The organism is Candidatus Pelagibacter sp. Uisw_101 (assembly GCF_047727615.1).
Classification (GTDB): Bacteria; Pseudomonadota; Alphaproteobacteria; order Pelagibacterales; family Pelagibacteraceae; genus Pelagibacter.
The window spans coordinates 642,501-655,252 of record NZ_CP159821.1 but is presented as its reverse complement, the minus strand read 5'-3'; the positions used below and the strand labels follow the sequence as shown (position 1 = coordinate 655,252).

General features: G+C 30.8%; 15 protein-coding genes. 4 read left to right on the top strand and 11 right to left on the bottom strand.

Annotation, left to right across the window (positions count from 1 at the left end):
• Positions 1 to 46 precede the first annotated feature (46 nt).
• Together ABXT48_RS03325 and xth are read left to right on the top strand one after the other, a co-directional pair.
• Positions 47 to 364 carry a HesB/IscA family protein gene (locus tag ABXT48_RS03325; protein WP_415287046.1) on the top strand — a complete coding sequence of 106 codons (318 nt, stop codon included), beginning with the start codon at positions 47 to 49 and terminating at the stop codon, positions 362 to 364.
• Positions 364 to 1,140, top strand: coding sequence for an exodeoxyribonuclease III (xth, locus tag ABXT48_RS03320; protein WP_415287045.1), 777 nt, complete (start codon positions 364 to 366; stop codon positions 1,138 to 1,140). The genes ABXT48_RS03325 and xth overlap by 1 nt, the downstream gene beginning before the upstream one ends.
• Here the strand turns inward: xth and ABXT48_RS03315 are convergent.
• From ABXT48_RS03315 to ABXT48_RS03300, 4 genes are read right to left on the bottom strand one after another with little or no spacing between them, the layout of a single operon-like run.
• Positions 1,132 to 2,130, bottom strand: coding sequence for an Ldh family oxidoreductase (locus tag ABXT48_RS03315; RefSeq protein ID WP_415303332.1), 999 nt, complete (start codon positions 2,128 to 2,130; stop codon positions 1,132 to 1,134). The genes xth and ABXT48_RS03315 overlap by 9 nt on opposite strands.
• A complete protein-coding gene (locus tag ABXT48_RS03310; RefSeq protein WP_415303330.1) occupies positions 2,131 to 2,529 on the bottom strand; it encodes a Fur family transcriptional regulator in 399 nt (132 codons plus the stop codon).
• Between the two features lie 24 nt (positions 2,530 to 2,553).
• On the bottom strand, positions 2,554 to 3,357 hold the full coding sequence (locus ABXT48_RS03305; protein WP_271482635.1) for a metal ABC transporter permease: 804 nt from the start codon (positions 3,355 to 3,357) through the stop codon (positions 2,554 to 2,556).
• Positions 3,358 to 4,104, bottom strand: a complete 747-nt coding sequence (locus tag ABXT48_RS03300; RefSeq protein ID WP_271482637.1) for a metal ABC transporter ATP-binding protein — start codon at positions 4,102 to 4,104, stop codon at positions 3,358 to 3,360.
• Between the two features lie 72 nt (positions 4,105 to 4,176).
• On the opposite strand from ABXT48_RS03300, the gene ABXT48_RS03295 reads away from it, so the two are divergent.
• Both ABXT48_RS03295 and ABXT48_RS03290 read left to right on the top strand, forming a co-directional pair.
• The gene (locus tag ABXT48_RS03295; protein ID WP_415303328.1) at positions 4,177 to 5,274 is read left to right on the top strand and encodes a zinc ABC transporter substrate-binding protein; all 1,098 of its coding nucleotides are present in this window, start codon (positions 4,177 to 4,179) and stop codon (positions 5,272 to 5,274) included.
• An 83-nt stretch (positions 5,275 to 5,357) separates the two neighbouring features.
• Positions 5,358 to 5,579, top strand: a complete 222-nt coding sequence (locus ABXT48_RS03290; RefSeq protein ID WP_271480027.1) for a DUF6552 family protein — start codon at positions 5,358 to 5,360, stop codon at positions 5,577 to 5,579.
• Here the strand turns inward: ABXT48_RS03290 and phoB are convergent.
• The 7 genes from phoB to ABXT48_RS03255 form a co-directional block, all read right to left on the bottom strand.
• The gene (gene phoB / locus ABXT48_RS03285; RefSeq protein WP_415303326.1) at positions 5,576 to 6,256 is read right to left on the bottom strand and encodes a phosphate regulon transcriptional regulator PhoB; all 681 of its coding nucleotides are present in this window, start codon (positions 6,254 to 6,256) and stop codon (positions 5,576 to 5,578) included. The two genes, ABXT48_RS03290 and phoB, sit on opposite strands and share 4 nt — an antisense overlap.
• The gene (gene phoU, locus ABXT48_RS03280; protein ID WP_415287040.1) at positions 6,256 to 6,954 is read right to left on the bottom strand and encodes a phosphate signaling complex protein PhoU; all 699 of its coding nucleotides are present in this window, start codon (positions 6,952 to 6,954) and stop codon (positions 6,256 to 6,258) included. Before phoU ends, phoB begins: the two co-directional genes overlap by 1 nt.
• A 2-nt stretch (positions 6,955 to 6,956) precedes the next feature.
• Complete coding sequence (gene pstB, locus ABXT48_RS03275) at positions 6,957 to 7,724, bottom strand: phosphate ABC transporter ATP-binding protein PstB (protein ID WP_415287039.1); 768 nt, start codon at positions 7,722 to 7,724, stop codon at positions 6,957 to 6,959.
• Positions 7,724 to 8,983: a phosphate ABC transporter permease PstA gene (gene pstA / locus ABXT48_RS03270; protein ID WP_415303324.1), complete on the bottom strand. Its 1,260-nt coding sequence runs from the start codon at positions 8,981 to 8,983 to the stop codon at positions 7,724 to 7,726. Before pstA ends, pstB begins: the two co-directional genes overlap by 1 nt.
• Positions 8,976 to 10,376 carry a phosphate ABC transporter permease subunit PstC gene (gene pstC / locus ABXT48_RS03265; protein WP_415287037.1) on the bottom strand — a complete coding sequence of 467 codons (1,401 nt, stop codon included), beginning with the start codon at positions 10,374 to 10,376 and terminating at the stop codon, positions 8,976 to 8,978. Before pstC ends, pstA begins: the two co-directional genes overlap by 8 nt.
• A gap of 117 nt (positions 10,377 to 10,493) precedes the next feature.
• Complete coding sequence (locus ABXT48_RS03260) at positions 10,494 to 11,510, bottom strand: substrate-binding domain-containing protein (RefSeq protein WP_415287036.1); 1,017 nt, start codon at positions 11,508 to 11,510, stop codon at positions 10,494 to 10,496.
• 116 nt (positions 11,511 to 11,626) lie between these two features.
• Positions 11,627 to 12,670: an ATP-binding protein gene (locus ABXT48_RS03255; RefSeq protein WP_415287035.1), complete on the bottom strand. Its 1,044-nt coding sequence runs from the start codon at positions 12,668 to 12,670 to the stop codon at positions 11,627 to 11,629.
• Between the last annotated feature and the right edge of the window lie 82 nt (positions 12,671 to 12,752).

Genomic DNA, 12,752 nt, shown 5'->3' with positions numbered 1-12,752 from the left:
TAAATTAAATAAATTGATATTATATTAGTAATATCAGTGTTGTTATATGATTAAAGAAATTAAATTTACAGATAAAGCTATAAAACAGATTAATAATTTGTTGTCTCAAAAAGATCCAGGGTCATTTTTTAGAATCGCTATCAAGGGTGGTGGTTGCTCAGGTTTTCAATATGAATTTACTTTTGACAAAAAATTAGAAGCAGATGACTTAAAACATGAAAATATTCTCATTGATAAAACTTCAGCAGACTTATTAAAAGGTTCAGAAGTGGACTTTGTCTCGGAACTAATTGGAGATCAATTCAAAATCTCTAATCCACAAAGCAAATCTTCTTGCGGTTGTGGTGTTTCATTCTCGGTATAATGATTATCACATCTTGGAATGTAAATTCTGTTAGGGCTAGAATTGAAAATATTAAAGAATATCTACAAAAATTTTCCCCAGACATTGTCATGATGCAAGAGATTAAAACACAAGATGAAACTTTTCCATATGATGATTTTTCAGCATTAGATTATGAAAGTCATGTATTTGGACAAAAAAGTTATAACGGAGTTGCAATCATTTCTAAACATAAACTAGAAAATGTTAGAATAGATTTAATTAAAGATAAGTTAAAACAATCAAGAATTATTTCAGCAGAATTAAAACATAAGAAAAAAAACATTCAACTGATTAACATTTACACTCCAAACGGTAATCCTGTAGATACTGATAAATACACTTATAAAAAAGAATGGTTAGATACTTTGATTAAACAGCTAAAAACTCTTTCAAAGAAAAATGAAAATATTATTTTAGCTGGTGACTTCAATATCCTCCCTTCAGCAGAAGACGCTTATAATATTAAAGGGTTTGAAGATGACGCTTTATACCGACTTGAGATTAGAAAAAAATATAGAGAAATGATTAATCTTGGTTTTCATGATGCCTACCGTCATATTCATGGTGAAAAAGAAGGTTATACTTATTGGGATTATATGAGAGGTGCCTGGCAAAAAAATAATGGGCTGAGAATTGATCACTTTTTAGTATCTAATTCATTATTAAATATAGTTAAGAATATTAAAATTAACAAAGACCCTAGAGGAAAAGAAAAACCCTCTGATCACACACCTATCGAAATTGAATTAACTTAAAGATTTAATTTTATTAACAAGTTCTTCATTAATATTTCTTGGTCCTTTATCTAGTCTATTTTTATGTCTTCTTTCACCTGGAAGTCTAACACCCTCCATAGCTGACATTTTACTAAAAAATTCATCAGCATGTTTATCCCAACCTTTACCAGAAATTTTCTCAGGTGAGATTGCTATAATAAATTCACCACCACTTGGAGGACCTCCATCGTTATTATCTTTAGCAGCAGTTTCAAAACTAAAATTTTCACCAATCAATGCACCAGCTAATAATTCAACCATCATTGCTATACTGGATCCTTTATAGCCTCCAAAAGGAAGTATAACTCCACCATCAGCAATTTCTCCAGGATCAGTTGTTTCTTTGCCGTCTTTAGTTAAACCTGTTCCAAGAGGAACTTTATGCCTTTCTCTTTTTGCAATCTGAACTTCACCCATTGCCATTGAGGCTGTTGCCATATCATAGACAACTGGAGTTTTACCAGGTCTAGGCCATGCAAAAGAAATTGGATTTGTACCATATAAAGCTTTAGTAGCACCCGCTGGTGCAACGGCAGGCTTATAAGATGTGCAAGCAATACCAACAAGGCCTGCTTCTGCAATAGCTTCAGTTTCGGGCCAAAGAGCTGCCATGTGATGTGAATTTTTTATAGCAAGAACTGCTACACCATTTTTTTTAGCCAAATCAATAACAGCAGGTAATCCTAAACTTAAAACCATAGGTGCAACTGCATTATTACCTAATACTTTAATAATACTTGGAGCAACATTTTCTAATTCAGGTCTTGCTTTACCATTAATTTTTTTACTTTTTAAGCCAGCCACGTAAGCAGGCAATCTAAACAAACCATGAGAAACAGAACCATCTCTTTCAGCTCTCATAATAGTATCTGCTAGGATACTAGCATTTTCTTCATCACAACTATTAGCTAATAATGTTTTTTTAGCTAATTCTAAAATTTCATTTAATGTTAAGGATACTGTGCTCATTTATTTTGCTTTACATTTTTTGCATAAACCAAAAAACTCTAAATTATATTTATTATATTGCATTCCGGTATTGTCTTCAAAATTAGTTAAATATTTTGAAAGTTTTGGATTATTAATTTCAGAAACATTTTCACACTTATTACATATTGAAAAAGCCGTTGCTTGTGAAATTTCACAACTTGAACTTTTACATGCTATAAAAGCATTTCTACTTTCTACTTTATGTATTTTTCCTATTTCGATCAGCTTATCTAATGCCCTGTAAACTTGTAATGGAGCTTTAATTCCCTTTTTTTGAACATTAAATAAAATAGAATAAGCCTTAAGTGGTTCTTTAGCTTTTTCTATAAAATCAAAAATAATTTGTTGATTTTTTGATAGATTGATTTCTTTATGCATAATCGAAAGTTTAACAATAACTCATTAGTTTTTCAATTTAATCGACTGTTTTATATTTAGTAAAGATAAAATAAATAAGATCAAGGACGCTACAATTATTGAGGGTCCCGAGGAAGTATTAAACTCTAATGAAGAAAATAATCCCAAAATTACAGACAATAATCCTCCTATAACCGAGTAAATTACCATTTTTTGTGGACTGTCTGACATATTTCTAGCCATTGCAGCGGGGATAATCAACATTCCAGTAATCAATAGCAATCCTACCATTTTAATTGATATGGCAATAACGGCAGCTAGTAAAATTGTAAATATAGCTTTTGATCTATCAGGATTCAAACCTTCGGCTTCAGCTAATTCATAATTAACAGTAGAGGCAAATAAAGGTTTCCAAATTAATTTAAGTATAACTAAAATTATAGCACCACCACCCCATACAACAAATATATCATTAGTTGTTACAGCCAATATATCTCCAAATAATAGTCCCATGATATCAAATCTTATAAAAGTTAAAAAACCAATTACTACCAATCCAACAGCTAATGAAGAGTGAGCTAAGAGACCAAGTAAAGCATCACCAGGTAAATTAGTTTTTTTTTGAAGTTGTATTAATATTAAGGCTATTACTGATGAAATCAAAAATACTGAAAGAGCAATATTTAGATCAAATGTATATGCCATTGTAACACCCAGTAATGCTGAATGAGAAAGTGTATCACCAAAATAAGATAATCTTCTCCAAACAACAAAACATCCAAGTGGTCCTGCAACTAAGGCAATTCCAATTCCAGCCACCAATGCTCTTACAAAAAAATCATCAAACATTTAATTTTTTTTTATCCTGCCTTCATCAGAATGCTCGTGATCATGTTTATGTTCATAAACTGAAAGGATCTGAGACGCTTGTTCTCCAAATAAGGTTTTATATTCACTATTTTTTGCAACATCAATAGGTGAACCTGAACAACAAACATGGCCGTTTAAACAGACAACATGGTCTGTTGCAGTCATTACCGTATGTAAGTCATGTGAAATCAATAAAATTCCACAATTTAAAGTATCTGATATTTTTTTAATTAATGCATACAACGCTATCTCACCAGTATAATCGACACCTTGAACTGGTTCATCAAGTACTAACAGTTCTGGTTTTTTTGAAATAGCTCTAGCAAGCAAAACTCTTTGAAACTCCCCTCCAGATAAATTACCTAAATTTTTATTTTTAAGATGCATTACTCCAGTTAATGATAAAGCTTCATTAATCTGATCATCCTTAATATTTTCAGTTAAAACCATAAAGTCTTTAACTCTGAGTGGTAATGTCCAATCTATGGAAATTTTTTGAGGAACATATCCAATTTTATTAGTATTTTTTTCAATACTTCCTTCAATATTTTTATAAATACCTAATGCAATTTTGGCAGTTGTACTTTTTCCTGAACCATTGGGACCAATGAGAGTTACAATTTTACCCTTCTCAACTTGTAGAGATACATCTTCTACTAGCCATTTATTATTTTGGCGAAAACCTGCATTATTTAATTTAACTAATATATTATTATCTGAATTCATTTATCTATTGACATTTAAATGTTATATTATTACATACTGTTATATTATAACAACCATTAAAATATTTAAATTATGAAAAAACTAAAAAAAATATCATTTATTCTATCAATTTTATCATTATTAACGATCTTTACACCAGCTAATGCTGAAATAAAAGTAGTTACATCAATTAAACCTATTCATTCATTAGCGAGTTATCTTATGGATGGAGTTGGAAAACCAGATTTAATTGTAGATGGTTTTAACTCACCACATGGATTTTCTATGAAACCATCTCATGCAAAAATGTTGCAAAATGCAGATCTTATCTTTTGGATAGGTGAAGATTTAGAAAGTTTTTTAGAAAAACCATTAAATTCAATTGCAAAAAAAGCTGAAAAAATTGAATTAATTGAAATTAAAGGTTTGAATGTATTAAAGTTTAGAGAAAGAAATATTTTTGATGAGCATGATCATGACGGTCACGCTAAAAAAGAAGATGATCATGACGACCATGACGATCACGCTAAAAAAGAAGATGATCATGACGACCATGACGATCACGCTAAAAAAGAAGATGATCATGACGACCATGACGATCACGCTAAAAAAGAAGATGATCATGACGACCATGACGATCACGCTAAAAAAGAAGATGATCATGATGACCATGAAGGACATGGGCACGGTGAATACGATCCCCACGTTTGGTTAGATCCTATCAATGCAAAAGTTATTTTAAAGGAAATGACTGAGCATTTAATTGAAAATGATTCAAAAAATGCATCTACTTACAAAAGTAACTTAGATAAGGCACTTAAAGATATAGATAAACTTACTATGGATGTAATGACTGAATTAAATGAAAGTACTTCATCTATTGTTTTCCATGATGCATATCAATATTTTGAAAAAAGATTTAATGTAAAAATATTGGGTGCTTTTACAGTTAATACTGACGTAATGCCTGGTGCAGAACAATTATCAGAAATTAGAGAAATAATTGAACATGATAAAGTAAAATGTATTTTCTCAGAACCTCAATTTAATCCTGATATAATAAAGGTAGTTGCTAAAGATATGAATATTAAAACTGGTGTTGTAGATCCACTTGGAGCTACTTTAAGCCCAGGAAAAGATTTATATTTTGATCTAATTAGAAATATGTCTGCTTCATTTAAAGGTTGTTAATTTAAGGGATTTTATAAATTAAGATTTTAGTTTCCTCTATAATTGTAATAAATTAGTAATAAAACTTACATATAGAGGACACTATGTTTATTAAAAAATACCTTAAATGGATCAGTACTGCCTTAGTATTAACTGGAATATTATTAACTAATTTAAATATCTACCCTATTAATATTTACTTTCATGGCCTTGGAGTTATTGGTTGGACGATAGCTGGATTTATATCAAAAGATAAAGCTATATTAACTAACTTTGGGTTACAGATACCACTATTTTTAATAGGGATTTATAAAATAATATTTTAACTCAAAGAATAACCTGCTGATCTAACAGTTCTAATAAGCTCTTTAACTCCAATAATATTAATATTTTGTCTAAGTCTTCTTATGTGAACATCTATTGTTCTGTTTTCAACATTGATATTTTCTGACCAAACATTTTCTAGTATTTGTTCTCTAGAATAAACTCTTTTAGGATTTTTGATAAAGAAATTTAACAGATCATATTCTTTAGGACCAAGATGGATTTCTTTCTTTTTTCTATAAACTCTACGAGTCATTCTATCAATTTTAAGATCTTCAAATTCTACAATATCAGCAACAACTGATGGCTTAGATCTTCTTAATAGAGCCTTAACTCTAGCTAACAACTCAGGAAAGCTAAAAGGTTTAGTTATATAATCATCAGCACCAGAGTTAAGGCCTTTAATCTTATCCTCTTCTTCACCCTTTGCGGTTAACATTATGATTGGAATATTTTTAAATTTAATATCCTTTTTTAAATTTTTACAGATTTCTACACCAGAGAAATCGGGCAACATCCAATCTAGTAAAACAAGGTCAGGCAATGAATTTTTTATACCTTTGATACCATCATTCCCATTTTCAGAAAAAAAAACTTTGTACCCCTCTTTTTCTAAATTATATTTAATTAATGTAATGATCGGCTCTTCATCTTCAACGATGTAAATGTTAGCGCTCATTAACTTGGATCAAAATCCTTACCTTTGGGTCTAGCGCCCTCAATATGTTCACCTTCTATCAGATAAAATAAAGACTCTGCAATATTAGTAATGTGGTCTCCTGCTCTTTCAATATTCTTTGTTACAAAAAGTAGATGAGTTGCCAAATCTAAATTCTTTTTATCCTGTCCTAAAAAATCAGCCACCTCATTCATTGCGGCATGAGTTAGGTCATCAACTTTTTCATCTGTTTTCCAAATTTTTATAGCAGAATCTTTTGATTTATTTAAATAAGCATCTAAAACATCTTTCAATTGTCTTTGAACTAGATCGCCTAATCTTCTTAGGCTGGAAATTAATTCAGCAGGAAGATCGTGAGGTAAAGGCTTTATTTTTTTTGCAACACTTTTTGCTAAATCTCCAATACGCTCTAAATCACTTGAAATCTTTAAAGTTGATATTGTAAGTCTTAAATCTATCGCCATAGGAGCTCTCTTAACTAAAACAGTAACTATTTGTTCTTCAATAGTAGCTCTCAATTCATTAACTTTAGCGTCGTTACTTATAATTTTATCTGCGGCTTCTTTATCAACTTTAATTATGGCCTCCATAGAGTCTGATAGTTGAGCCTCAACTAAACTTCCCATTTTGATTAAATTATCATTTAAATTTTGTAGCTCTTCTTCATATGATTTTACTATATGTGTTATGTCAGACATTTTTAACCAAACCTTCCTGTTATATAATCCTGAGTCATTTTATTGCCAGGGTTTTTAAATATTTTTTCAGTTGTATCTACTTCAATTATTTTTCCTAAATGGAAAAATCCAGTTCTTTGAGAAACTCTTACTGCTTGTGACATTGAATGAGTAACAATTACTATTGTATAACTTTTTTTAAGTTCATCAATTAATTCTTCAATTTTGGCAGTTGCTATAGGATCTAGTGCTGAACACGGTTCATCCATTAAAATTACTTCAGGATTAACGGATATAGCTCTTGCTATACATAATCTTTGTTGCTGACCACCTGATAAACCTGTGCCAGCTTCATTCAATCTATCTTTAACCTCATTCCATAAAGCTGCTTTTTTTAAACTGTTCTCAACAATTTCATCCATATCCGTTTTGTTTTCAGCTAAACCATGAATGGTAGGTCCATAAGCAATATTATCATAAATACTTTTTGGAAAAGGATTGGGTTTTTGGAAAACCATTCCAATTTTCTCTCGAAGACTTACAACATCAAGATTTTTATCAATGATCTCTTCGTTATCGATTGTAATGGAACCGTCAATTTTACAAATATCAATGACATCATTCATTCTATTAATGCATCTTATAAAAGTTGATTTTCCACATCCAGAAGGGCCAATTAAAGCTGTAACTTCTTTGCTGTAAATATCTAAATCAACGTTGAAAAGCGCTTGCTTCTCTCCATAATACACATTCAAATTACTAGCTTTAATCTTTAGTTTATTATTTTTCATTACCACTTCCTTTCAAATTTTTGTCTTAAATAAACTGCTATAAAATTTAACGTAATAAGAAAACTTAAGAGTACCATAATAGTTGCTGAAGTTTTCTCAACAAAGCCTCTCTCCGCTTGTTCGGACCATAAATAAACCTGTACTGGTAACGATGCCGAAGGATCTGTTGGAATAGATGGAATGTCTACCACGAATGCAACCATACCAATTAAAATTAATGGAGCAGTTTCTCCAAGAGCTTGTGCTAATCCAATAATAGTTCCGGATAAAGTTCCTGGAATTGCTAAGGGCACAACATGATGCATAACGGATTGTACTTTAGATGCACCAATTGCAAGAGCGCCTTCTCTTATTGAAGGTGGTACTGCTTTTAGTGAAGCTCTGCATGGAATAATAATTCTAGGTAAAGTCATTAAGGCTAAAGTAATACCCGCAACTAATGGAGTTGATCTTGGCAGATGAAATGTACCCAGTAAAATTCCTAAACCCAATAATCCAAAAACAATAGAAGGTACTGCTGCTAAATTATTAATATTAATTTCTATAAAATCAGTAATTTTATTTTTTGGAGCAAACTCTTCTAAATAAATCGATGCCGCTATAGCAATTGGAAAAGATAATAATAGAGTAATGACAATAGTAAAAAAAGAACCAACTAATGCACCACCAATTCCTGCTAGTTCAGGATTTCTAGAATCTCCCTTAGTAAATAAATATGAGTTAAATATTTTATCAACTTTGTCTTCTTCAACTAATGTGTCGTATATGTTTAATTGAAAATTATCAATTCGTCTTCTATCTTCAGGTAGATCTCTTGGGTAATTACCTTTGTGTAATTGATCAAAATCATCTGATGAGGTTAATTTTAATACAACAGTTTGTTTTAAAACATTTGGATTGTTAATTAAAAAACGTCTTATTTCATATTCATAATCAGGACTAAATAAATTAATTAATGATTTTTCTTCATCTAGACCACTAACATTTATTACATTAAGAATACTATCAATGGCTAAATCATAGTAATCTGCATTTTTCAAATCTTCGGTGGTAGGCTTTTCACTTAACTCTAAAGTCTCTACGTTAAAGTTTACTTCAACATCGATTGTTGTTTTTAAAAAAGCACCACTGCCCTTTGAAAAGATAGCGTTTAATAAAAAGAATACGAAAAAAATTGCTAATAAAATAGAAGCTAGACCATAAAATCTAAATCGTTTTTCAGCATTATGTCGTTTTTTTAACCGTTGTTCTTTATTCATATTTTTCTCTATATTTTTTAACAAATCTTAAGGCTATGTAGTTTAAGATTAATGTTGCAAAAAAAAGTGTTAACCCCAATGCAAAAGCAGATTGGGTTTTTGGACTATCAAACTCCTGGTCACCAATTAAAAGCATTACAATTTGAGTAGTGATCGTAGTGGTCGACTCAAGCGGGTTAATTGTTAAATTTGCCGCTAAACCAGCGGCCATTACAACAATCATCGTTTCACCAATAGCTCTTGATACCGCTAACAAAACTGAACCCACAATCCCCGGTAGTGCTGCAGGTATTACAACTTTTTTAATAGTTTCTGATTTAGTAGCACCAATTGCATAAGATCCATCTCTTAATGATTGAGGTACAGCATTAATAACATCGTCAGATAAGGACGATACATATGGAATAATCATAACACCCATCACCAATCCTGCAGCTAGTGCACTCTCGGAAGATACTTCTAATCCTAAACTTTCCCCCAGTTCTCTAAAAAAGGGTCCAACGGTAAGGGCTGCAAAAAAACCATAAACCACTGTCGGAATTCCAGCAAGAATTTCAATAATAGGTTTAGAATATTTTCTAACTTTAGGGCTCGCATACTCTGCCATATAAATTCCTGAAAACAGTCCAATGGGGACGGCTACAATCATTGCAATAAAAGCTATGAACGCAGTTCCAGCAAATAATGGCACAGAGCCAAAGGCACCTTTTAAATTTTCATATTCTAGAGCTGTAATTGCTGAGGCATCACTAACGAATGCTCTTTGTGGGCTCCAAGACAATCCAAATAAAAAATCAAAAATGTTAATCGCTGAAAAGAATTTTATACTTTCAAATAATAGAGAGAAAATAATTCCCATCGTTGTTAATATAGCAACTAAAGAGCATGCAAAAAGTAATCCTGTTAGAATTTTTTCAACATCGTGTCTTGCTTTATTATTTTTTGAAATTCTAATAATCCCATAAGAGATAGTTGCAATGAAAGTTGATAATAATAAAACAATTTTAGAACTTTGAGCTATTGCATAGAACGATTCATAATTTTTTACTCCTAATAAAATTTCATCAGTTAAAGTTCCTGAAAAATTTCCCTCGTATAGAGATATAATTTTTTGATAAATTAGATTAATTTGATCACTTGAATAATTTAACTCGTTTTGAATTAAAGTTTGTGAAATTAAAAATTTAATAATAGCGGGTTCAAATATAGACCAAAGTAATAGTATAATTAAAGCGGGTATGGCACACCACAAGGCTAAATAATAACCATAATAATTTGGTAGTGCGTTAATCTTTATAGATTGAGTAGATGTAATTTTTCTAATTCTTGAGCGTCCATATAAGAACGACAAATAACTAAATATTGTAACCAGTAATAAAATTATAATATTCATTGTCCGAGACAATATGATTTTAATGTTACAGTTTTATTACAATTTTAAACTACAAATTGTATAAATAAAAAAGGCCAGAAGTTTATTCTGGCCTTGATTATGTTTGAGGAGTTTAAATTACTTGATGCTAATAGTGTTTAATTTGACTGCTGCAGTTCTTACAACATCATATTTTGCTTTAGCTAAAGGCACTAAACCAATGTCAGCTAAGTAACCTCTTGGTCCCATTGCTTTTTTTGACGTAAAATCTTTAATAAATGCGTCAATTCCAGGAACTACTCCAATATGTGCTTTTTTTACATAAAAGAATAAAGGTCTAGCTATTGGGTAAGAGTAATCTTGAATACCTTCAAGACTAGGTCTAACTCCATTAATTGCTGCAGCTTTAACCTTGTCTTTGTTACCAATTAAGTAGCTGTAGCCAAAGAAGCCATATGCGTCAGGGTTTGATGCAAGTTTTTGTACAATTAAAGTATCATTTTCACCAGCTTCTACTGCATAGCCATCTTCTCTCATCTTAGTACATTCGCTTTTAGCTTTATCACCAAAAAGTGCTTTGGCTTCTGTAGAACAACCTTTACCCATTACCAATGAATTCCAAGCATCTCTCGTACCAGATGTTGGTGGGGCTATAAGAATTTCTATTTTTTTAGAAGGAAGTGACGGATCGATATCGCTCCATTGTTTGTATGGGTTTGCAACTATTTTTCCATCTACATCTACTTCATTTGCTAAAGCTCTCCATAATTGCTCTTTAGTAAAATTTGCATCTGGAGAATTTACTGAATGTGCAAATGAAATACCATCATTTCCTACAATAATTTCTATAATTTCAGTTACACCATTTTTTTCACATAATGCTTTTTCTTTAGATTTTATAGCTCTTGATGCATTAGTAATATCTGGGTGATCAGTGCCAACTCCAGCACAAAATAATTTCATACCCCCACCCGTTCCAGTGCTTTCAATTACAGGTGTTTTAAATTTTCCTGTTTTACCAAAATTTTCTGCAACAACAGTAGCGTAAGGGTAAACGGTTGATGACCCCACTATCCGAATTTGATCTCTTGCTTGAGCATTTGACACAAATAGCATCACCGTCAAGATTGATAAAATAGTTTTAACATTTTTCATTTTTATTTTTCCTTTGTTTATTTATATTCTGTGCTTATAGAATTTTTGTATTTCAATTTTATTACAGCTTTATGAAAGTTTTATTACAAAAAATAACTTTTTAGTTGTAATTGGTATTAAGCTTTAGGAAATTCTATAGTAACTTCAGTACCTTTACCTTCATCACTTATAATATCCATGGATGCACGATGTTGATTAACTATATGTTTTACAATAGCTAGACCAAGACCTGTACCGCCAGCTTCTTTACTTCTAGCAGGATCAACTCTGAAAAATCTTTCAGTGATTCTAGGTAAAAATTTCTTGGGAATGCCTACACCATGATCTTTAATTGAAAATAAAAAATTATCACTTTTTTTATGTAGGGATATATTGATGAGGGTATTTTCCTCACTATACTTGCATGCATTATCTATTAGGTTGGTAAAAATTTCTATTAATCTATTTCTATCACCCAATATCTTATGAGCGTCTTTATCGGCACTGTATTCAATTTTCATTTTTCTTTTTTTAATCAAGTCAGAATTAATTTTAATAACATGGTTTATTATTTCGTCTAAATCAATTTCTATACTTGGTCTTATATGTTCTTGTAATTCAATTTTAGATAAAGAAAGTAAATCACTAACTAAACTTTCCATACGTTCAGTTTGTTGAAGCATAATAGGTAAAAACTTTTTTTGACTTTCAAAATCATTTGTTGCGTGACCTTCATTAATGGTTTCAAGTCCTAATTTAATTGATTGCAATGGTGTTCTTAGTTCATGAGAAACATTTGCTACAAAATCAGATTTTAATTGTTGAGTTTTATAGATCTCTGTTAGGTCTTTTAAGAATATCATTACTGACTGATCTTCATTGCAAAGTTTTGAAGGACCAGGAATGATATTAGCTTTATAAAATTCAAAATTGGGTAATTTTATTTCAATGTCAACAATTTGAGTTTTCTTGTTGTTGATTGCTAAATCTATACTTTCTAAAAGTTTTGCATCTCTTAAAATTAATGAAATATTTTTCCCATTAATGTCGTTTCCAAATCTTGTAAGGGCACTTTTGTTTGCACAGCAAACATTTTTAGACTTATCAAGGATGATTACCTGATCGATCATCTCATCAAGAAATGACATTTCTTGAAAGTTTGTTTTTGCTAAAGAACTCATAATTTTAAAACCACAGGTAGCATTATAACTTCAAAATTAAATTTGTAATTAATAATTAACTATATAAAACAAAAAATATCAG

Coding starts and splice junctions, on each gene's coding strand:
- ABXT48_RS03290 (WP_271480027.1), top strand. CDS start 5,358: ATGTTTATTAAAAAATACCTTAAATGGATCAGTACTGCCTTAGTATTA.
- pstA (WP_415303324.1), bottom strand. CDS start 8,983: ATGAATAAAGAACAACGGTTAAAAAAACGACATAATGCTGAAAAACGA.
- ABXT48_RS03255 (WP_415287035.1), bottom strand. CDS start 12,670: ATGAGTTCTTTAGCAAAAACAAACTTTCAAGAAATGTCATTTCTTGAT.
- ABXT48_RS03260 (WP_415287036.1), bottom strand. CDS start 11,510: ATGAAAAATGTTAAAACTATTTTATCAATCTTGACGGTGATGCTATTT.
- ABXT48_RS03315 (WP_415303332.1), bottom strand. CDS start 2,130: ATGAGCACAGTATCCTTAACATTAAATGAAATTTTAGAATTAGCTAAA.
- pstB (WP_415287039.1), bottom strand. CDS start 7,724: ATGAAAAATAATAAACTAAAGATTAAAGCTAGTAATTTGAATGTGTAT.
- ABXT48_RS03305 (WP_271482635.1), bottom strand. CDS start 3,357: ATGTTTGATGATTTTTTTGTAAGAGCATTGGTGGCTGGAATTGGAATT.
- phoB (WP_415303326.1), bottom strand. CDS start 6,256: ATGAGCGCTAACATTTACATCGTTGAAGATGAAGAGCCGATCATTACA.
- xth (WP_415287045.1), top strand. CDS start 364: ATGATTATCACATCTTGGAATGTAAATTCTGTTAGGGCTAGAATTGAA.
- ABXT48_RS03310 (WP_415303330.1), bottom strand. CDS start 2,529: ATGCATAAAGAAATCAATCTATCAAAAAATCAACAAATTATTTTTGAT.
- pstC (WP_415287037.1), bottom strand. CDS start 10,376: ATGAATATTATAATTTTATTACTGGTTACAATATTTAGTTATTTGTCG.
- ABXT48_RS03300 (WP_271482637.1), bottom strand. CDS start 4,104: ATGAATTCAGATAATAATATATTAGTTAAATTAAATAATGCAGGTTTT.
- phoU (WP_415287040.1), bottom strand. CDS start 6,954: ATGTCTGACATAACACATATAGTAAAATCATATGAAGAAGAGCTACAA.
- ABXT48_RS03325 (WP_415287046.1), top strand. CDS start 47: ATGATTAAAGAAATTAAATTTACAGATAAAGCTATAAAACAGATTAAT.
- ABXT48_RS03295 (WP_415303328.1), top strand. CDS start 4,177: ATGAAAAAACTAAAAAAAATATCATTTATTCTATCAATTTTATCATTA.